This is a genomic window from Pseudidiomarina aquimaris, from assembly GCF_003987395.1.
Taxonomy (GTDB): Bacteria; Pseudomonadota; Gammaproteobacteria; order Enterobacterales; family Alteromonadaceae; genus Pseudidiomarina; species Pseudidiomarina aquimaris.
The window spans coordinates 144,468-165,177 of the sequence record NZ_PIPT01000008.1 but is presented as its reverse complement, the minus strand read 5'-3'; the positions used below and the strand labels follow the sequence as shown (position 1 = coordinate 165,177).

At 51.7% G+C, this 20,710-nt stretch carries 22 protein-coding genes; 19 read left to right on the top strand and 3 right to left on the bottom strand.

Features of this window, described 5'->3' with window-relative positions; genetic code table 11:
* On the top strand, positions 1 to 1,476 hold the full coding sequence (gene der, locus CWE21_RS11030; RefSeq protein ID WP_126834499.1) for a ribosome biogenesis GTPase Der: 1,476 nt from the start codon (positions 1 to 3) through the stop codon (positions 1,474 to 1,476).
* A gap of 143 nt (positions 1,477 to 1,619) precedes the next feature.
* On the opposite strand, the gene hslR is transcribed toward der, so the two are convergent.
* From hslR to hslO, 3 genes are all read right to left on the bottom strand, one after another.
* Entirely contained in the window at positions 1,620 to 1,994 is a 375-nt protein-coding gene (hslR, locus tag CWE21_RS11025) for a ribosome-associated heat shock protein Hsp15 (RefSeq protein ID WP_126834498.1), read from the bottom strand.
* 9 nt (positions 1,995 to 2,003) lie between these two features.
* On the bottom strand, positions 2,004 to 2,633 hold the full coding sequence (locus tag CWE21_RS11020; RefSeq protein ID WP_157982768.1) for a DUF4760 domain-containing protein: 630 nt from the start codon (positions 2,631 to 2,633) through the stop codon (positions 2,004 to 2,006).
* A 167-nt stretch (positions 2,634 to 2,800) separates the two neighbouring features.
* Positions 2,801 to 3,628 (bottom strand): Hsp33 family molecular chaperone HslO, encoded by an 828-nt coding sequence (hslO, locus tag CWE21_RS11015; protein WP_126834496.1) that lies wholly within the window; start codon positions 3,626 to 3,628, stop codon positions 2,801 to 2,803.
* 132 nt (positions 3,629 to 3,760) lie between these two features.
* On the opposite strand from hslO, the gene gspC reads away from it, so the two are divergent.
* The 18 genes from gspC to gspG (CWE21_RS10925) all read left to right on the top strand — a co-directional run bounded on the left by gspC (position 3,761) and on the right by gspG (CWE21_RS10925) (position 20,706).
* On the top strand, positions 3,761 to 4,687 hold the full coding sequence (gspC, locus tag CWE21_RS11010; RefSeq protein WP_126834495.1) for a type II secretion system protein GspC: 927 nt from the start codon (positions 3,761 to 3,763) through the stop codon (positions 4,685 to 4,687).
* Between the two features lie 87 nt (positions 4,688 to 4,774).
* Entirely contained in the window at positions 4,775 to 6,826 is a 2,052-nt protein-coding gene (gspD, locus tag CWE21_RS11005) for a type II secretion system secretin GspD (protein ID WP_126834515.1), read from the top strand.
* Positions 6,819 to 8,294, top strand: coding sequence for a type II secretion system ATPase GspE (gene gspE / locus CWE21_RS11000; RefSeq protein ID WP_126834494.1), 1,476 nt, complete (start codon positions 6,819 to 6,821; stop codon positions 8,292 to 8,294). The genes gspD and gspE overlap by 8 nt, the downstream gene beginning before the upstream one ends.
* A 2-nt stretch (positions 8,295 to 8,296) precedes the next feature.
* On the top strand, positions 8,297 to 9,541 hold the full coding sequence (gene gspF / locus CWE21_RS10995; protein ID WP_126834493.1) for a type II secretion system inner membrane protein GspF: 1,245 nt from the start codon (positions 8,297 to 8,299) through the stop codon (positions 9,539 to 9,541).
* 12 nt (positions 9,542 to 9,553) lie between these two features.
* The gene (gene gspG / locus CWE21_RS10990; protein ID WP_126834492.1) at positions 9,554 to 9,976 is read left to right on the top strand and encodes a type II secretion system major pseudopilin GspG; all 423 of its coding nucleotides are present in this window, start codon (positions 9,554 to 9,556) and stop codon (positions 9,974 to 9,976) included.
* Entirely contained in the window at positions 9,942 to 10,526 is a 585-nt protein-coding gene (locus tag CWE21_RS10985; RefSeq protein ID WP_126834491.1) for a pilus assembly FimT family protein, read from the top strand. Before gspG (CWE21_RS10990) ends, CWE21_RS10985 begins: the two co-directional genes overlap by 35 nt.
* A complete protein-coding gene (gspI, locus tag CWE21_RS10980) occupies positions 10,523 to 10,981 on the top strand; it encodes a type II secretion system minor pseudopilin GspI (RefSeq protein ID WP_126834490.1) in 459 nt (152 codons plus the stop codon). Before CWE21_RS10985 ends, gspI begins: the two co-directional genes overlap by 4 nt.
* Positions 10,978 to 11,685: a type II secretion system protein GspJ gene (locus CWE21_RS10975; protein WP_126834489.1), complete on the top strand. Its 708-nt coding sequence runs from the start codon at positions 10,978 to 10,980 to the stop codon at positions 11,683 to 11,685. The genes gspI and CWE21_RS10975 overlap by 4 nt, the downstream gene beginning before the upstream one ends.
* Positions 11,651 to 12,718: a type II secretion system minor pseudopilin GspK gene (gene gspK / locus CWE21_RS10970; RefSeq protein ID WP_157982767.1), complete on the top strand. Its 1,068-nt coding sequence runs from the start codon at positions 11,651 to 11,653 to the stop codon at positions 12,716 to 12,718. Before CWE21_RS10975 ends, gspK begins: the two co-directional genes overlap by 35 nt.
* Positions 12,718 to 13,881, top strand: coding sequence for a type II secretion system protein GspL (gene gspL / locus CWE21_RS10965; RefSeq protein ID WP_126834487.1), 1,164 nt, complete (start codon positions 12,718 to 12,720; stop codon positions 13,879 to 13,881). Before gspK ends, gspL begins: the two co-directional genes overlap by 1 nt.
* Positions 13,882 to 13,884: 3 nt before the next feature.
* The gene (gspM, locus tag CWE21_RS10960; protein ID WP_126834486.1) at positions 13,885 to 14,397 is read left to right on the top strand and encodes a type II secretion system protein GspM; all 513 of its coding nucleotides are present in this window, start codon (positions 13,885 to 13,887) and stop codon (positions 14,395 to 14,397) included.
* Positions 14,394 to 15,167: a type II secretion system protein N gene (locus CWE21_RS10955; RefSeq protein WP_126834485.1), complete on the top strand. Its 774-nt coding sequence runs from the start codon at positions 14,394 to 14,396 to the stop codon at positions 15,165 to 15,167. The genes gspM and CWE21_RS10955 overlap by 4 nt, the downstream gene beginning before the upstream one ends.
* Before the next feature lie 44 nt (positions 15,168 to 15,211).
* Positions 15,212 to 16,039, top strand: coding sequence for a mechanosensitive ion channel domain-containing protein (locus CWE21_RS10950; protein WP_126834484.1), 828 nt, complete (start codon positions 15,212 to 15,214; stop codon positions 16,037 to 16,039).
* 81 nt (positions 16,040 to 16,120) lie between these two features.
* Positions 16,121 to 16,462 (top strand): hypothetical protein, encoded by a 342-nt coding sequence (locus tag CWE21_RS13435; RefSeq protein ID WP_198675117.1) that lies wholly within the window; start codon positions 16,121 to 16,123, stop codon positions 16,460 to 16,462.
* Between the two features lie 178 nt (positions 16,463 to 16,640).
* Complete coding sequence (locus tag CWE21_RS10940) at positions 16,641 to 17,273, top strand: YjbF family lipoprotein (RefSeq protein ID WP_157982766.1); 633 nt, start codon at positions 16,641 to 16,643, stop codon at positions 17,271 to 17,273.
* A complete protein-coding gene (locus CWE21_RS10935) occupies positions 17,270 to 18,124 on the top strand; it encodes a capsule biosynthesis GfcC D2 domain-containing protein (RefSeq protein WP_126834482.1) in 855 nt (284 codons plus the stop codon). Before CWE21_RS10940 ends, CWE21_RS10935 begins: the two co-directional genes overlap by 4 nt.
* Entirely contained in the window at positions 18,064 to 20,289 is a 2,226-nt protein-coding gene (locus tag CWE21_RS10930; RefSeq protein WP_241970286.1) for a YjbH domain-containing protein, read from the top strand. Before CWE21_RS10935 ends, CWE21_RS10930 begins: the two co-directional genes overlap by 61 nt.
* A 12-nt stretch (positions 20,290 to 20,301) precedes the next feature.
* Entirely contained in the window at positions 20,302 to 20,706 is a 405-nt protein-coding gene (gene gspG, locus CWE21_RS10925) for a type II secretion system major pseudopilin GspG (RefSeq protein ID WP_126834480.1), read from the top strand.
* Positions 20,707 to 20,710 lie beyond the last annotated feature (4 nt).

The following is a 20,710-nucleotide window of genomic DNA, read 5'->3' as shown; positions in this document are numbered from 1 at the left end:
ATGTTACCTGTTGTGGCCCTGGTCGGGCGCCCGAATGTGGGCAAATCCACCCTGTTTAACCGGCTGACCCGTACTCGGGACGCACTGGTAGCGGACTTTCCTGGTCTGACACGCGATCGTAAATACGGCCAAGCCGATTACGATGGCTATCAATTTATCGTTATTGACACCGCCGGTGTCCATGGCGACGAAGAGGGCATCGACAAAGAGATGGCGTCGCAGTCACTGCGCGCCATTGACGAAGCCGACGTCGTGCTGTTTATGGTGGATGCCCGTGACGGTATCACCAGCGCCGATTTAGGCATCGCCAAGCATTTACGCTCGATTGGCAAGAAGGCCTATGTGGTGGCGAACAAAATCGATGGCATCGATGCTGACGCCGCACAAGCCGATTTCTATGAGCTTGGCCTCGGTAACGTGTACGGCATCGCCGCGGCGCATGGTCGTGGCGTAGAAAGCTTGCTGCATAAGTGCTTCACGCCGCTCCTCGACGACTACCCCGATATGTCCGTAGCCCGCAGTTCTACTGCGGGGGATGCTGATGACGAAGAAAATGTCGAAACGCAAGAAGATCTCACCCACGACGAAATCGACTACGATGCCCTGCCATTAAAACTCGCCATCGTTGGCCGCCCAAACGTAGGTAAGTCGACACTCACCAACCGTATACTCGGTGAAGAGCGGGTGGTCGTGTATGACATGCCTGGCACCACGCGTGACTCGATCTATATCCCTATGGAACGCGATGGTCGTGAATATATTCTGATCGACACCGCCGGTGTGCGTCGTCGCGGCAAAATTGACGAAACCGTCGAAAAGTTCTCGGTTATTAAGACCCTGCAAGCCATCGAAGACGCCAACGTGGTGATTTGCGTACTCGACGCTCGCGAAACTGTTTCTGATCAGGACTTGAACCTGATTGGTTTTGCCCTGAACGCCGGTCGCTCAATTGTTATCGCCGTGAACAAGTGGGATGGCCTCGACAGCGACCACAAAGAAGAAATTAAACGTGAGCTCGACCGCCGCTTAGGCTTTGTCGACTTCGCGCGCGTGCATTTTATTTCTGCCCTGCACGGCAGCGGCGTCGGTAACTTATTTGAGTCTGTGCTTGAAGCGTACGCCAGCGCGACTCAGCGCGTTGGTACCTCGAAGCTAACTCGTATTATGGAAATGGCAGCGGAAGAGCACCAGCCACCTTTGGTGCGTGGTCGCCGCGTTAAACTGAAATACGCGCACGCCGGTGGCTATAACCCACCACGCGTGATAATTCACGGCAACCAAGTCAACGATTTGCCCGGCGCTTATCAGCGCTACCTCACCAATTACTTCCGTAAGTCATTAGGGGTGATGGGCACTCCCATAAAAATCGAATTCCGTGAATCCGAGAACCCGTTTGCAGGTCGCAAAAACAAACTCACGTTATCGCAGCAGCGCAAGCGCAAACGCCTAATGAAGCATATCAAGAAGAAGAAGTAGCCCTTAGTTCTACTATGGGGCTAGCCTGACGTTTCGACCATGTCTGTTGGATTCAGCCCGTAGCCCTTGGTTCTACCACAGGTTGCATCTTACGCTTCGACCATAGCGGTTCAATTCGACATCCCCCGCAGTAGAACTGCCGGCTACCGCTTCATCTTCAATAATTCACGGCGCTCTTTCTTGTCAGGCTTATGGTCGGGGTGGGGGTTGTACAAGGCATTGGCTTTGCGCAGCTCGGCTTCGCGCTCACGGCGTTCTATTGAAGCTTCGGTCTCTTGATACAACCCCTGCGCCTCGGGCGCCCCGCGCCGTTGATCACTCAGTTCTACAACCTCGACCTCGACAACATCGTAACCTTTCTTAAGCTTTATCAACTGCCCAACACTGATAGTCTTGGCTGGCTTCGGGCGCTGACCGTCCACCTGAACTTTGCCAGATTGCACCATCTGCCGCGCGAGCGAGCGGGTTTTATAGAAACGTGCCGCCCACAACCATTTGTCGAGTCGTACATTTTCCATAAAACCTCCCTAATGAATCTTGTGTGACGCTATTTTATCAAGTTCGGCCAGAATTTGTCTCAGCTTAGTTTTACGATTTTTATCTGAATGGGAATCTCTGCGGATCACCCACTTTAACGCAAGCCAACTAAAATTCTCATAAAAACTTGGTTGTCTCTTCTGCGCTTCCTTGATGAATTCTCGGAAGTGCATACTCAAGGCAATAACCATGGATTTATGGGCTTCGTATAGATAGAGCTCGTCGTATAAGCCATGACGCATCGCATTTGCCGCACGTTCCCAAGTATTCAAAACATAGCGTATAGAAATGGAGTCTTTATCAAATCGAAATTTGGTTTGCGCCAGTTCATGGAGATTTGTCCGCTCTCTAACCGCTCGTAAAGCTCTAAGCTCATGCATTTTATAAGATTTATCGCTCAGTAGATTGCGCTGAAACTCTAGCGAATTGGATTCGCGAGCGGTCTTTCTTGTAAACAAAATATTTAGTAATGCAGCGCACAACGCTAGAGACGCAGAGAGTAAAATCGCTCCGGCAGATATGAAACTAGTGTCTACATGATGGAGAAAATAAATCCCAATCACCGCAAGTGTAAAGATAAGGAGAAAAAAATAGAGTTTAAGCTTTGTTTTCGTGCGCACAAAATCGTTCCTTCCATAGAACTTCCTGAATATAACAAAAAAGAGCTCCGCAGAGCTCTTTAAGGTTTAGGCTTTATTACCGTAGCCCCAATCTTCTTCGCGATACATAACAGTCTCCTTCTGTTCACCGATAACTAAGAATAGAAATTGCTGGATAAAAAATCAAGTTACAAATCGTTCTCGCGGAAGCGGTATTCGGCGAGGCAGTAGTCGCAGGTCATGACGATTTCGCCGTCTTCGGCAAGAATTTGGCGTAGTTCATCGGGGTGTACCGCCGCCAATGACTCCAAAGTGCGCTCGCGCGAGCAACCACAATGGAACGAAACCTGCTGTGGCGAATATACCTCGACCTGTTCCTGATGGTACAAACGATGCAGCACCTCTAAGCCAGGCAAAGTATAAAGCTCATGGGCGGTCATCGAGCCGGTCAGCGTTTCCAAATGTTCAAACGCAGTGAGGTCATGGCCAGCCGCTGGCAGCACCTGTAAGAACATACCGGCCGCATGCTCACCGTCTGCGTGCAACCAAACACGGGTATGCAATTGTTCAGATTGTGCAAAATAACGCTCAATGACCTGCGCTAAACTTTCTGCATCGGCATCAACGACACCTTGGTACCGTTCACCGTCATCAGGCGTAATGGTGATAATCATCACCGCCTTACCAAACAATGCGCGAAAATCATTGTTGTCATCGGCGATCGTTCCGCGCACTCGTGCCAGGCCGCGTAGGTCTTGGTCGTGGCTGCCATTGACCGCAATAAAATTAATTGGGCCATCGCCTTGAACTTGAAGGCTAATATGCCCCTCAAACTTCAAAGTGGCGCTCAATAACGCGGTTGCAGACATCAATTCGCCGAGCAAACGCTGTACAGGGGCAGGGTAATTGTGGCCTTGTATCATGCGCTGATAACTGCTACTTAATTGTACCAGTTCACCACGGACATCTTGTTCAGAAAAGGTATAGCGAAAGAGTTGATCAGTTGGGTAAGTCATAGTACTTCATCACAATGTAATATTTTGTACGTATTCTACCACAATCCCCCATTTTGATCTGTTCACTTTGTGGCTTAGGGGTTAGAATGGCTGATAACTCTGTGCTGTCACAAAATTATAACGAAATTAAAAATGCAGATTGAGAACCCACAACTTCAGCGCTTACTTGCCGTCACGACGGGCCCACGCTTCTTGCGTGCACTCTTATATGTGCTCACAGCGCTGTTCGCTATTTATGCGGTCTGGACCTTAGCCAAAATGACGTGGCAAATGTTTGCGCCTGCGAGTCCACCGGCGAGCGGCCCGCTGCAGGTACAAGTGCAAGCGAATAATAGCAATCGTCCTACCTCGGTAAGTCGCCTTGCCGACCTGAATTTGTTCGGTACCAGTGTGGTAACGCCAAGCGACACGCGCAATGCGCCAAAAACGCAGCTTAACGTGCGTTTATTAGGCGTCACCGCAAGTAACGTTCCTGAGCGCTCGGCTGCAATTATTGAGAAAGATCGCAATCAAGAAGTGTACGTCATCGGTGACAAAATCACCGGCACGCAGGTCAGTATCGAAGAGATCTACGCCGACCGCGTTATCCTCAATAATAACGGTGCGCTCGAAACCCTCGAACTCGAAGGTATCGGCGAACTTAGCGAAGGTTTGAGTCTGACTCTCGAAAATCAACAGCGAGCGCAAGCCCCTGCAGATGATGATGCGCCGATGAGTGATGATCAATTGCGCCGCGTGTCTGAAGCTCAACAAGCGTATCGCGAATTGCGCCGTAGCGGTGAAAGTGCCGCTTTGCTAGATTACATTCGCATTAGCCCAGCCATGTCAGGCGATGGTTTACAGGGCTATCGCTTAAGCCCAGGCAAATACCCGGAACTCTTTACTGAAGCAGGGTTCAAAGCAGGCGATATTGCTGTCGCGATTAACGGACAAGATTTAACTGATGTCTCCAGTGCGCAAGTCGCCATTGGAGAACTACGCAACGCACGCCAAATCATTGTGACGGTGCTGCGTGACGAAGAATATCTCGACTTAGAACTAGCAGTTCCGAGCGAGTAACCAGAACAACGAGAACAATAGGACGCAACTATGCGTAACTTGACCACCGCATCTATTTTGCTTACCAGCATTACCTTGGCCTGCGCCATGGGCGCGAGTGCTTCAGCATTCGCCCAACAAGCTGAGCAACAAGCTAATCAAGAAGCGGCAGAATATGCTGCGAGTTTTAAAAATACCGACATCACTGAATTCATCCAAGTTGTGGGCCGTAATCTCGGTAAAACGATGATTATCGATCCTGACGTGCGCGGCACCATTAACGTGCGTAGTTACGATGTAATGAGTGAAGAGCAGTATTGGCAGTTCTTTTTGAACGTCCTCGAGGTCTATGGCTTCGCAACGGTCGCGATGGAGTCGGGAGTGATAAAGGTCATGCGCGACAAAGACGCGCGCAATGGTGCGATTCCAGTGGTTGACGATAACTCTTTGGGTGGCGACACATTGGTCACCCGGGTAGTGCCAGTGAACAATGTCAGCGTGCGCGAATTAGCGCCGTTGTTACGGTTACTTGCCGACAGTAGTGGCGGCGGCAACGTGGTGAGCTATGACCCGTCGAACGTGATCATGATCACCGGCCGTAGTGAGACCGTGCAGCGTCTCACAGAAATCATTGAGCGCGTTGACCGCGCCGGTAACCAAGATGTCGACGTGGTAAAACTTGAATACGCATCAGCCGCTGAAGTGGTGCGCATCGCTTCGTCGTTGTTTGAAAAAACCAACGAAGGTACACCGCCACTCTTGATACCGAAAATAGTCGCCGACGAGCGTACTAACTCGGTCGTGGTAAGCGGTGAACCGCGTGCACGTCAGCGCGTGATCGCGCTGATCAACCAACTCGACCAAGACCTTAAAACCGAAGGCAATACCCGCGTTTATTATCTTAAATATGCAAAAGCGGATGAGTTAGTCGATGTGCTGCAAGGCGTGAGTGAAAGCATTCAAGCCGAAATGCAGAGTGCCGGCGGTAACCCGCAGCAAGCACGCATGGCACGTAACTTACGCAATAACAACAGCAATCAACAAATTAGCATTTCGGCCCACGAAGACAGCAACTCACTGGTAATTACCGCGCAGCCGGACTTGCTCGCAAATCTCGAGAATGTCATTCGTCAGCTTGATATTCGTCGTGCTCAGGTTCATGTCGAAGCGATTATCGTGGAAATCTTCGAGGGTGACGGTGTTGACCTTGGCTTGCAGTGGATTTCTGAAGATGGTGGCATGGTGCAGTACAACAACGGTCGCCAAGTACCTATCGGCCCGCTGGCTGCTGCAGCCTATCAAGCGCGTGAGCGCGAAGGCCGCACCACGCAAACCATCGTCGATGGCAACTTGGTCACCACCACTGAGCCAGATGAGCCAGGTGATGTGAGCTTGCTGGCGCAGTTGCTTGGTAATGTGAATGGCATGATGGTCGGCGTCGTGAAAAACGACTGGGGTGCAATTTTGCAAGCCGTTGCGACCAATACCAAGTCGAATATTTTGGCCACGCCAAGCATTATGACCGTCGACAACGAAGAAGCCTCGTTCCTAGTCGGTCAATCAGTGCCGACGATTACCGGCTCAACCGCCGGCGCTAACAACGAAAATCCATTCCAAACCGTTGAGCGTGAAGACATCGGTATCAAGCTGAACGTCACGCCGCAGATCAACGAAGGCAATGCCGTACAGTTGGTCATTGAGCAAGAAGTTTCAAGTTTAAGTGGCGCCACGGCGGTGGATATCACCATCAACAAACGTACCCTAAAAACCACGGTTATGGCCGATGACGGCGAAACTATCGTGTTGGGTGGCTTGATTGATGAAGACGTGCAAGAGAGCGAATCAAAAATTCCATTACTTGGCGACATTCCACTCGTTGGTGCGTTGTTCCGCAGCACTTCAACCACGAAGCAAAAGCGCAACCTGATGGTGTTCTTACGCCCAACAATTGTACGTGATTCAGGTACCGCTAATGGCTTGAGTAGCCGCAAATACAACTACATGCGCGCTCAGCAGTTGCAGCGTAGCGAAGAAGGCGTGACCTTAATGCCAAATACCGAGACGCCAATTTTGCCTGAATTTAAAGATAGCGACTTAGCCATTCCGCCAGAGCTACAGAAGTACCTCGACGAGCGGGAGGGAGGCAACGGCAATGACTGATGTTGCCGAGCTAGCGGCACGCGTCACTCCGCGGCGCTTACCCTTTGGTTTCGCGAAACGCTATGGGGTTGTGGTCGCGGATCATGCCGAAGCAGACGATGTTAACGCGTTGCTTACCGTGCATTGCCGTGAAGACGTTGAACCACAAGTCTTGCTGGAAGTCCGGCGTGCTGTCGGTAAGCCGTTTACCGTAAGTAAGCACAGCGCCGAAGCCTTTGACGCCATTCTGACGCAAGCCTACCAGCGTGATTCGTCGGAAGCGAAGCAACTGATGGAAGATATCGGAAACGAAAGCAATCTGTTTTCATTAGCCGATGAACTGCCGCAAACCGAAGATTTGCTCGAGAGTGAAGACGACGCGCCAATCATCAAATTGATCAACGCGATGCTTTCGGAAGCGATCAAAGAAGGCGCTTCGGATATCCATATTGAGACGTTCGAGAAAGACCTGCTGGTACGCTTCCGTATTGACGGCGTGTTGCGCGAAGTCATTCGCCCGAACCGTAAGCTCAGTTCATTGTTGGTCAGCCGTATAAAAGTTATGGCACAGCTCGATATTGCTGAGAAGCGCGTACCTCAAGATGGACGTATCAGCCTGCTAATTGCCGGTCGCGCAGTGGATGTGCGGGTCTCGACCATGCCATCGAATCATGGCGAGCGCGTGGTATTACGTCTCCTTGATAAGAACAACGCACGGTTAAACTTGCAGCAACTCGGCATGACCGATGGCAATCGCAAGATTTTCGCCGAACTAATTAAAAAGCCTCATGGCATTATCTTGGTGACCGGCCCAACGGGGTCAGGTAAATCCACCACTTTGTATGCTGGGTTGATGGACATCAACTCCAAAGACCGCAACATTCTGACCGTCGAAGACCCGATTGAGTATGCCATCGAAGGTATTGGTCAGATGCAGGTCAACCCGCGGGTCGATATGACCTTTGCGCGTGGCTTGCGGGCGATTTTACGCCAAGATCCTGACGTTGTGATGGTCGGTGAGATCCGTGACGTGGAAACCGCACAAATTGCCGTACAGGCGTCGTTGACCGGCCACTTAGTGCTGTCGACCTTGCACACGAATACCGCAGCGGGCGCTATTACGCGTCTCGAAGACATGGGCGTAGAACCTTTCCTGCTCAGCTCGTCGCTGTTAGCGGTGCTCTCGCAACGCCTTGTCAGAACTTTATGCGATGACTGTAAAGCACCTATTGCCGCAGACAGCCAAGAGTGTCGCGCGGTCGGTTGTGACAAGTGTAATTACACGGGTTACCGCGGGCGTACCGGGATTCACGAGCTGCTGGTGGTCGACGAAACCATCCGCGATCTGATTCATAACGGTCACGGCGAGCAAGCCATCGAGAAATACGTGCGCAACAGCACACCAAGTATTCGTCAGGACGGACTGGATAAAGTAGCGCAGGGTCTCACCACACGCGAAGAAGTGTTGCGTGTGACGCGCGAGGAGTAGTCATGGGAGCGTTTTCCTACCAAGCGCTGGACGCCAAAGGGCGCAAAAAAAACGGTGTGCTCGAAGCTGACACCGAGCGCCAAGTTCGCCAGTTATTGCGTGACCAAGGCTTGATCCCGGTAAGTGTGGGCGAAGCAGAGCAGTCTGGCGGTGATGTCGCAACGCAACAAAAAGGCCTTGCTGGTTGGTGGGCACGCCGTAAAGTCCGCAAAATAAGCTCGGCCGATCTCGCGCTTATCACCCGTCAGTTGGCCACCTTAGTCGCTGCTGCGATGCCAATTGAGCAAGCGTTGCTTGCCGTGGCGGAGCAAACCGACAAACCACGTTTGCAAAAACTTGTCATGGCGGTGCGTTCGCGTGTCGTTGAAGGCTATTCGTTAGCCGTAGCGATGAGTGACTATCCGCACATTTTCGACAAGCTCTTCACCGCCATGGTGGCGGCCGGTGAGCGTTCCGGCCATCTCGACGAAGTCTTGAATCGCTTGGCCGACTACACCGAACAACGCAATCAGCTCAAAGGGCAGTTGGTACAAGCGCTGGTTTACCCTGCGGTACTGACGTTTGTCGCCATCAGCGTGATCATTTTCTTGCTCGTTTCGGTGGTGCCGCAAATCGTTGAGCAATTTGGTGATTTGGGTCAGGAATTGCCGTTTATCACCCGCGCACTGCTTGCCGTAAGTGAGTTCTTACAAACCTTCGGGCCCTTTATTCTAGTGGCCATTCTAGTTGGCTTGGTGATCTTCGGGCAAATGCTCAAGAACGAAAAGCGACGCGATAAGTTTCATGCTTGGCAACTGAAAGTCCCTTTGGTTGGACGCGTCATTAAAGGGGTGAATACCGCACGTTTTTCGCGCACGTTAAGCATTTTGACGGCCTCAGCGGTCCCACTGCTAGAGGGCCTGCAAATTACCGCGCGCGTGCTCGGTAATCGGGCCATGCAGCACGCGGTAACCGAAGCGGCCGATCGTGTGCGTGAGGGCTCGTCATTACGCGCAGCGCTGGCACAGACGAAATTATTTCCGCCGATGATGCTCCACATGATTGCAGCGGGCGAAAAATCAGGGGAGCTCGAGCAAATGCTGGGGCGTGCCGCCGACAACCAAGACCGCGATTTTGAAAACACCATGAGTGTGGCGTTAAAAATATTTGAGCCAGCACTGATCATTGTCATGGCGGCAGTGGTCTTAGTGATTGTGATGGCAATTATTCAGCCGATTTTGCAGCTCAACCAAGCAGTCGGCTTATAAACTGGAGGAAGTATGATACGAAATAAAGGTTTCTCACTTATCGAAGTGATGGTGGTGATTGTAATTTTAGGCCTACTGGCCACACTTATTTTGCCGAACGTTTTGGGCTCGGCCGATCAAGCTAATCGCCAGAAAGTGAAATCAGATATTATTGCGTTGGAGAACGCTTTGTCGCAGTACAAACTCGACAATGGTATGTTCCCAACTACTGAACAGGGCCTTGAAGCTTTGATTAATGAGCCAACAATTGACCCATTACCGCGTAATTATCGCCGTGGTGGTTACATTCAACGTTTGCCGCTCGACCCGTACGGTTCTGAGTACATGTTGCTGAGCCCAGGCGAGTATCGCGATATTGATATTTTCTCAGCAGGTGAAGACCGTCAGCCAGGCACCGAAGATGACATCGGTAACTGGAACCTTGAACAAAACTAAGGGGTTTACCCTTGTTGAAGTAATGGTCACCATTGCCATTATTGCCTTGATGGCAGTGGCGGTGACCTTTGTCGTGCCTGATCAACAAGACGATCAGCTCGATGACGCCGCGGAAGATCTGTATCAGCGTATGCGCTATGCCCAAGAGTACGCGTTATTGCGCCACGCCATTTTGGGTCTGCGTTTTGACGAGCAGGGCTACACCTTTGTTGAGTGGCGTGAGCAGGAATGGCAGCCGTTGAATTTTCGTGGTCTGCGCCCGCAAGATTGGCCGGCAGGCGTGATCTACGAGCTCGAAAGTGAAACAGAAGATCTGCTAGGGCAGAACGAGGACGCGGTCGAGGCATTTTTTGCACCGCCAGAAGACGCAACCGTAAGCGCCGAAGAACTTGAAGCGCAGCAACCTCAGCTGTGGATCCTTGGCAGCGGCGATGTATCCGTATTTACCCTTCGCCTACAACCGGAAAACAGCTTTGCCGGCGAAGGTTGGCTGCTGCGCAGTGAAGACGGTTACAATATCAGCCTACAGCGCGCGGAGGACGTGGAATGACGCCATCCGTAGCCCGCAGTTCTACTGCGGGGCAAGCTCGAATTCAACAACCATTGCCGCAACGTCAGCCGCACCCCGTGGTAGAACCACGGGCTACCAAGCAGGCTGGATTTACCTTGGTGGAGGTCATGGCGGCGTTGGCGATTTTCGCCATGGCGGCACTTGCGGGTGTGGCCGCCGCTACCAATCATCTGAATGATCTCGCCTACATGGAAGAGCGCACCATGGCGCGCTACGCCGCCGCTAATGCGCTCGCGTGCTTGTCGCTCAGCGACGACCCAAGAGAAATGGAAACCGGCGTTGAAACCATCGCTAACAAAGAATGGCATTGGTCGGTAACCTTTACCGAAACCGTGACCGCCGATGTTAGCTACGTCGAAGTCACCGTCCGCCCCAGCGAAGAGAGCACCGCCAAGAGCTACATCCTCGGCCGCTACCTGAGGGCCCCGGAATGAGTAGATATGTAGCCCGTGGTTCTACCACGGGACAACCCCGACGCTACAACATTGGTTGTTCAATTCGGACTGCCCCCGTGGTAGAGCCACGGGCTACCGGTTTTACGCTGGTTGAAGTTCTCGTGGCGATTGTGGTGTTCGCGATTATCGGCCTTGCCAGTGCAGCTGTGGTCAATAGCATGATGCGCACCAACGAGCAGAGCGCCGAAGTGCGCGAACAATTGCAGCAGTTGCAGCAAGCGATGCTGATGCTCGAAACCGATCTGCGCCAAGCCGTGTCGCGGCGTACGCCGGCCGAAGAATATTATGTGCGTGCTGGCTGGTTTAACCCAGGTAATCTATTGGCACGCAGCGAATTGCAACCGGTGCGTTACTTCATCAACGAAGAACAGCAACTGGTGCGTCAGCACTATACCTATGCCGATATGAGCGCAACCACCGAGCCGACCGAGCGCGTCATGCTCGAGGGCGTCAGTGAATTCCAAGTGAAACCCCTTGTTAAAGGCTCTGAGCGCAATAGCTTCAGCACCCAAGCCGCTCAAGCTGCTCAAGCCAGCCAAGGAGATGGAGACGGCCCAATGGCTATCCCAGATGGCGTTGAAGTCACCATCGAAACCGAACGTTGGGGTACCATTGTTCGCGTTTTTATTTTAAATGGGGGGGATTTCCGTGAACCGCAAAGTTCCAGCCAACCTTCCCCATAAGCAGCAGGGCGTGGCCCTGATCATGGTGCTTCTGGTGGTGGCGTTGGTCACCGTGTTGGCCGTGCAACTGAGCAAGCGCCTGCAAATGAACGTAGTGCGCACCATGAACTACCAGCAGAGCGAACAAGCCTATTGGTATTGGCTGAGCGCCGAAGAAATCGCGCGGCAATTACTGCAATTGCAGGTCGGTGACAGCAACGGTGTGATCCACCAAGGCCAAGTGTGGTACCTGCAGACCGAAGAAGAACGCGTTTACCCGCTGGAAGGCGGTGGTATGGCCAATGTCGGTATCAAAGACTTGCAAAGCTGCTTTAACGTCAATGCGCTCAAAGCGGATGACTTGAGTACCGAGCAACTAGTAAGGCGTAAAGTGCAAATGCGCATGTTGCTACAAGCCGCGCAGCCCGACATGGACGACTATAACGCTGATGTCATCGTCGAAAGTATCGCTGACTGGCTCGACCGCGACGAACAGATGAACACCAGTTATGGCGCGGAGCGCTCAGATTACGAGAGCTTAGCCGTGCCTTATCAGGCGGCAAATGATTACTTCGTGCATGAGAGCGAATTGCGCTTGGTTCGCGGTATCACTCAGCCGATCTATCAGGCGTTAAAGCCGTTCGTCTGTGTGATCCCAAATAGCAACCGTAACCAATTGAACCTCAACACTGTAGAGCATGGCGAAGTATTGCATGCGATGATGCTTGGTGCCGTGACCGTTGATGCTGGCAACGCGGCCATCGAAAACCGCCCTGACGAAGGCTACAGCACTGTTGAGGATGCGAGAAATAACAGTATCTTGGCGCAAGCGAGTCAGCAAAAGATTAATCCAAATTTCGGTGGTGCGCCGCGCCCAAGCGGCATTACTGAAGAGTCACTCGGCGGTATGTTTGACGACTTCGTGGTAAAAAGTAATTATTTCGAGTTAGATACCCAAGTAAAATTCGGTGATATGGAATTACGTGGGCAAAGTAAACTCTACGTAGAAGAAAACGACAGTGTCGTCTTACTGCGTGGGCTAGGAGAACCTTAATGGAACAGCTCTATATTCATTTGGCAACGCCGGTGCGTTGGTTGGTGTGGCACCCCAGCCAACAAGAGGTCATCGCCAGTGGCGAGCTCAACGACCTGAGTGAGCTGCCGCAACTGCATGACAAAGCGCAGCGCTGCGCAGTAACAGTGCTGGTACCGGGGCAAGACGTGCTCTTGACCGAGGTGCGGTTGCCAGCCGGTTCGCAACGTTTATTGCAGCAACTGATCCCGAACAGTCTGGAAGATGAACTCGCCAGTGATATCGATAGCCTGCACTTTGCCTGGCCGAGCAACGCGAAGCCAGCAGGTGTGGATACCCCGATCCCAGTGACGGTGGTCAGTAAAGCGCATATGCAAGAATGGCTTGAGGCCTTGCAGAGTGCGGGTATCGAAGCGGATGCTATGTACCCAGATTATTTTGCTTTGCCGGTGACCGAGCAGGGGAGCCTGTTACGTTTAGGTGCAAGCATGCTGGTGCGTGAGGCGCAGTGGCAAGCCTACAGCATTGACGTGCCACCGCTCTTTGATATCAGTGCAGAAGACATCACCGACAATTACGAGCTGCCACTCCAAGTTGCCGCCAGCGGTGCTATCAAACAAGCGATTAATCTGCGCCAAGGCGAGTTCCGCCCAGCGCGCAAGCGTCGTAAACAAAGCGCAAACTTACCTTGGCAACCGGCGACCATCGCAGCTGCCGTCGCCCTTGTCGCAGTATTTGCTCAGCAATTCGTCACCTATGTCCAACTAGGCCAAGAGAACCAGCAGCTACAGCAAGCGATTGAAGCAACCTATCGTGAGGCATTCCCCAACACCACGCGCATCGTCAACGTGAAAAGCCAGTTACGCCAACAACTCGCAAGCGTCGGCGGGAACGCCAGTGCTGCAAGTGACGGCACAGCCCAAAATGCGGGTAGTTTTAATATGTTAGGCCAGCTCGAACCAGCTTTCCGTGCGACACCTAGTGTCGAACTGGAGCGCATTCGCTACAACGGCGGCACACTGCAACTACAAGTCAACGCAGAAGATTTTGATGTCCTACAACGTTTTCAAGAAGCCGCCCAGCAAACGGGATTAACCGTGAGTCAAGGGCAAGTGACCAACCAAAACGGCGTGGTAAGTGGCGCACTTGACGTTACGACCGCGAATACGAGAGAGGGGGCTTAAGCGATGCTACCAGAACAACTTCAACAACGTTGGCAGCAACTCAATAGCCGTGAACGTTTCCTCGTGAGTATTGCCGGTGTGGTGCTGCTTATTTGTGTGGTGTATTTTGCCCTGTGGCAACCTCTACAAAATGGTATCGAGCAGCGTGAACTGCAACGCAATGCGCAACAAGAGACTTTAAGTTGGGTGCGGGAAAACACTGGGCGTTACCTTGCGTTAAGTAAGCAATCAGGGACACCGCAACGCTCGACAAGCAACGCTGGCGCAACCGAGCTAGGCGACATTCCACGCATCGTGACTGAACAAGCACGCCGCTTACAACTCGATGTCGGCCGCATGAGCCCTGAAGGTCAGGCTTTAGTGGTGGTCATGAACGATGTGCCGTTTAATCAGGTGTTGGCGCTGCTCGACGCACTGCAAAGCCAAGCTGGCTTGAGTATTGAACAACTGGACATCACACGAGGTAACACGCCCGGCCACGTACATGTAAGACGTCTACGCGTGGGGTTAGCATGAGTTGGAGATGGTTACTTTGGCTAATACCGATTTATCTTATTGGCTTGATCGTATTTGCTCCAGCGCGGGCGTTACTGTGGTTTATCCCTGAACAAAGTGGCGTGAACCTCAGCTCGGTATCGGGCACGCTATGGAATGGGCAAGCCTCGGTGAGCGCAACGGTTAGCCCGCAAGTCACCGCGAATTTCCAACAGGTGCAATGGCAGTTGCGCCCATTAGCGCTGTTAAGCGGCAAAGCGCAACTCGACTTCAACCTTCCGCAAGACAATGTTGTGGTGGGCTCAGGCACGGCAACTCTCGGCTTTGGCGGCAGCGTTAATCTACAGGGCGAGTTCAATGGCAACCTGCAAGAAGCTATCCAAGCGTATCGGTTACCCGTACCAGTTACCCTAGACGGCCGTTGGGCTCTGTCTCTTGCGGACTACACGCTCGATGATCTTGCGGGCGGTCAGTGGTGTACAAAGTTACAGGGAACAGCAAGCAGTCGCGGCACCGCGGTGCGCTTTAACAATAATTGGAGTGACTTGGGCGAGTTCGCCACCACACTAAGTTGTTCGGCACAAAACGAAATTATTGCTACCATGCAAGGTGACAATCGCCTCGGCTTAAGCTTTACTACAACAGTGAGTGGTAACCAGCAGGCACCGCGGGTGCGGATTCAAGGTGCATTACAACCAGGTCTGCAAACGCCGCGCGAAGTTTCCGAAATGCTCGTTTTCTTAGGTCGCCCAGACAACAGCGGGGCGTACCGTTTTAATTTCACGCTGTAATCAATAATTTTTAATCAGCGGCAATAACAAAAAGGAGTCGCCAAATGGATCAATTCATGGGTTGGATAACTGAAAACCAAGATCTGATTGTCAGTTATGTCATTAAGTTCATCGTTGCTATTCTGATCTTGATCATCGGTAAGATGATCGCCAACAGTGTCGCTAAACTACTTGGTCGCGGTATGACCAAGAAAGGCGTCGATGGTGCAGTCATTAGCTTCTTAAGCGCGATCGTCAAAAGTGTGATCTTCATTGCCGCCGTGCTTATGGCCTTGTCGCAGGTCGGCGTGCAAACCACTTCGTTTATCGCGATTTTGGGTGCCGCTGGTTTAGCTATTGGTCTGTCGTTGCAAGGCTCACTGTCGAATATGGCATCGGGCGTTCTAATCATCATGTTCCGCCCCTTCCGAGCCGGAGAGTATGTCGACGCGGGTGGCGTGTCAGGTACCGTTAACGAAGTAAATATTTTCCAAACGGTATTGAAAACTCCGGACAATAAGGTTGTATATGTACCTAATGCGCAAATTACTGGGCAGCCGATCACCAACTACAGTCGCGAAGATACGCGTCGCGTCGATTTGCTGATTGGTGTCTCGTACGACGCCGATTTGCATAAAACCAAAGAAGTGTTGGAAAGCGTATTAAAAGCTGAGAAACGCCTGTTGAAAGAACCGGCTTGGAATATTCAAGTCCATGCCCTGAATAACTCGTCGGTCGACTTCATTGTTCGCCCATGGGTTAATAGCACGGATTATTGGCCGGTTTACTGGGACCTGATGCGTGAAATCAAGATTGCACTTGATAAAAATGACATCGGTATTCCGTACCCACAAATGGACGTACATTTGTTTAAACAGGCTTCACAAGATTAGTACAAAGTGCTAATCTCACAGTGTCTTGGAAAGAAAATTCCTTGATTGGCCAATCAATAAGCACATAGAGGTGTATTGAATATGTTGAAACAAACTGCAATTGCAGCGGCAGTAAGCTTAATCTTAAGCCCTGTAGCTATCGCTGCGCAGTCAGGAGCAGCTCCTGCAAATGGCGACACTGATGGTGGTGGTTACATCACTAAAGGTACCGTTGCCGCAGGTGCAATCGTTGCATTAACGCTTGCTGCTACTCTTGACAGCGATGATTCTGACACGACTCCACCACCGGAGCCGGAGCCAGAACCTGAGCCAGAGCCTGAGCCAGAGCCAGAACCAGAACCTGAGCCAGAGCCACCGGTAACGACAACAACGGCACCAGTGGTAACCACAACGGCTCCAACAGTAACCACAACGACCAACTAATTGTTGAGGTTATTGTAAAAAAGATAAAAATACCGCAGGTGCGCACTGCGGTATTTTTTTAACTAGCGCCCCAAAATTTTGAATGAAGTGAACGCCTATGGCCAGCTCTCCCCGCATTCTTGTTGTTTGCAGTTTAACTTTTCTGCTTTTGAGCGGTTGCAGCAACCGTGTTGAAAATATGGCAAACACCATCGAGACAACCTTGTTTGGTCATCAAGGTGTCGAACTTAGTACTGAACGGGTCAATGCCTATCCTTATGCTGCTGCTTACATCAAAACCGATGATTTTCCGCAAGCCATCGCTGTCCTTGACCGTGTCAGTGGTGACCAACGCGTCTACCGGACCGGTGGTGATGAAGCCATCACCACACGCTATGGCCGTGTCATTGGCAGTTCAGGTGTGCCTGGTATGCCATTGTTTACCGAAAATGCTGCAGCGGACCCACTGAAGTGCCATGTGGTGCAGCAATTCCGTGGTAGCAGAGAACTCTGCCCAAGCAACTGGGAGCGGATCGTGGAAGTCGGCAACTACGGCGCCAATAAAGTGCAGCAGTGGAAACTCACTAGCACGACCCGCGTGGTGGGTAACAGCTCCTATACGCACCCAGATGGCACGGAGCTAGAGGTGGCGGTGATTGAAGAGCAGGGCCGCGCCGATAGTAATGAATTCAAAAATACTTTTTATGCAGCCAATGGTCGTGTGGTTTACGCTCACCATTGGGTTTCGCCGCAGCTAGGTTATGTAACTTGGCGTGAAATGAAACCTTACAGTGGTGACTTGCCACAACAACAGGGCGGCAATGGACAATGAAAACGACTCTCTTAAGCCTAACGATCGCCGCTTGGTCGGTGCTAGCAGCAGTGCCGTCAGCACTTGCGCAGCAAGCGAATGAAGCGGAGCCTGTCACCCAGGTTATCATCGAACAAAATGTACTGGGCTTTACGCAACCGACCCGCTTGTTGAACCTGTATCAAGCCGCCGAGTTGTCTCCCAATGCTTACTGGCCGAGCAGCCGCTTAATCAGTGCTGAACAAACCGATAAGCTAAAACAACGCCGCAGCTATGTTTTGGGGCAACTGAGCGAACTTGAGCAGTCGGCTATTATTGAAGGTGATAACGCGCTTGCAGAAGCTGCGGCAGCCTACGCCGATCAGCTCCCGAGCTGGCCGCTGATTGGTGCTGAGTGGGTAGGGCTAACTAAAATCGACGACCGCCTCGAAGTACAAAGTGGCGTGCAAGTGGAACGCCCGAGTCTGTACAGCAGTTTTAATGACGCCGCCGCAAACCTGCAGGCGAATCCGCAGTTGCCAGCGGGTACACTGCAGCTATTGCCACCGAAAAACCTAGGCCCTTGGCAAGTAACCGTGGTCAGCCCGCTCGGCGTGCAGCAAGTGGCTTTCAGTAGCGAAGACACCGTGCGTGGCATTCTTAAAGAAGCGGGCGTATTTGCAGCAGATTACGATGTAGCAGAGGTGACCTTGATCTCGCTGACGGGGTTAAGCAGCCGTACCACCGTAGCCTATTATAACGACGCTAAGGCCATGCCGCCGGTACACGGCATCATCTTTGTTGATCTTGATCTCAGTGCCATGGATGCAAAATGGCAACGTATCAACGCCCAACTTGGCGCACTCTTAAGTTATTGGAATCCGCAATCATGAAGCATTTAGCAACGCCCAAAACCACCAAAAGCTTGGTCGCTGCCGCGGTAAGTTTAGGCCTCTGCGGAGCCTTTGTGAGCCCGAGCGCGCACGCCGACCAGTACGCCAGCCAATCAGATTTTGGCGGTGTCGGTCTTATGCAAATGCCGAACGCGCGTTTCGCTGACTATGGCACCCTCTCAGGGCTCTATTACGACAACGAAGAATACCGTCGTTTAGCGGTAAGCTTGCAGTTGTTCCCATGGTTAGAAACCACCATTCGCTATAACGACATTCGCCCAATTAAATACAGCGCCGACCCCAACTTTAGTGGTGATCAAACCGGTAAAGACAAAGGTTTCGACGTTAAATTACGCTTATGGGAAGAGAGCTACTGGTTACCACAAGTTGCAGTCGGCTGGCGTGACCTCGCTGGCACCGGCATTTTCGCCAGTGAATACCTTGTGGCCAGCAAGCAATTTGGCCCGCTCGATGTCACGCTTGGCATGGGCTGGGGCTACATGGGGCGACGCGACAACATCAGCAACCCATTTTGTGAGCTCTCCGATCGATTCTGTGTCCGCGAAGGCGGCTTTAGTGGTCGCGGTGGACGCTTTGAAACCGATAAATGGTTCCGTGGCGAAGCCTCTGTGTTTGGCGGTTTACAGTACCAAACGCCATTTGACCCGCTGGTACTCAAAGCGGAGTACGATGGTAACGATTACAGCAATGAACGTTATTTAGGCCAGCTAGAAGTCGACTCCGCTTGGAACTTCGGTGCGGATTATGCGGTGACCGATAACTGGACGCTGAAACTGAGCTATGAGCGTGGCAATACCCTCATGTTTGGTTTTTCAGGGCAAATCGACCTGAACAATATGGGGCAGGTGAAAACCGCGAATCGTCGGGTGCCAACGCCGAACACGCAAACCGCCTTAACCCGTGCTGAAGACAAAGACGATAAACGTCGTTTCCGTCAAGCAGCGGGCGACTTCTACACCTTTGGCGGCTTGTCAGTGCTTGAGATGCAAGATGACCGTTCTGCGCAAAGTGATGAAGTCGATACCTTGCGGGTGTATGGCCAGCAACTGTATTACCGTGACTCCACGCAGGGCATCCGCCAAATAGCGCGTATTGCCGAGCAGCGTCTTCCCGAAAATTATAAGTTTGTGGAAGTGGTCGAACAGCATGACCAAATTCAGCTCAACACGACGGTCATTGACCTAGAAGAAGCGCGTATAGCGATCCAAAACCTTGATCTTAGTACTGAGCTCGAGGATTCTTTTACGCGCAAAGACACGGACTTAGCGCAGCGCGAAGAGACAGGTTTCTACGAAGCGCAATACAAGCGCACCTGGCCACGTATTAGCGTACGTCCGTTCTTGGACCAAAGTTTCGGTAACCCAGAAAACTTCTACATGTATCAGTTTGGTCTCGATGTGAATGCATCGATGTGGTTAGCGCCAGGCACGTTTGCCCACGGCACGCTTAGCGGTAACTTGATGACCAATTTTGATGAGTTTAATTTCTTGGTCGACAACTTCGCTTCACCGCTACCGCGGGTACGTACTTACGTGCGCGAATACGTGACTTATAGTGATATTTGGCTAAGTAACTTGCAGCTAAGCCACGTCAACCAGCTTGCGCCGAATGTTTACACCAGTGTTTACGGTGGTTACTTAGAGCGTATGTTTGGTGGTGTGGGTACCGAGCTGTTGTATCGTGAACTAGACAGCAACTGGGCGGTTGGGGTTGACCTAAACTGGGTCAAACAACGTGATTACGATAGCCACACCGGCTTCTTAGACTACGATACCTTTACCGGACATATCACCGGTTACTATGAACCGTCGTTCTTACCGAACACATTAATTAAGGCTGCATACGGTAAATTCCTTGCACAAGACAACGGCTTGCAGTTAAATGTTGAACACAAGTTTAAAAGTGGTGTCCTAGTTGGTGCTTATGCGGCGAAAACCAACATTTCGTCAGCAGAATATGGCGAAGGTAGCTTTACCAAGGGCTTCTACATAAGCTTCCCGATCGATTTATTACAAACGGAGCATAGTCCCAACCGTGGTTACATTGGTTGGACACCGCTGACTAGGGATGGTGGGCAAATGTTGAATCGCAGTATTCAACTGTTCCATGCGACGGACTTGCGCAGTCCGTTTTATAAAGAATAACGGAGTAATGGTATGAAACGTGCACAGACGCGTAATGGTTTTACCCTCATTGAGCTTTTGATCGTGATTGTGATTTTGGGGTTGCTGGCGAGCTTAGTTGCGCCACAGATGTTTTCGAAGGTTGATTCGTCGATGATTAAAACCGCCGAAACCCAAATGAAAATGCTCGAAACCTCGTTGAATACCTATCGGCTCGACATGGGCAGTTACCCTGAGAGCCTCGATGAGCTGCTAGCGAGTGAAAAACCGAATTGGCAGGGACCGTACTTCCCGAAAGAAGTGCCACCTGATCCTTGGGGTAACGAATATGTTTACCGCATGCCAGGCGATGACGGCGCACCCTATACCTTACTTTCGTACGGTGCTGACGGACAAGCCGGTGGTGAAGAAAACAACGCTGATATTATTCACAAATAAGTAG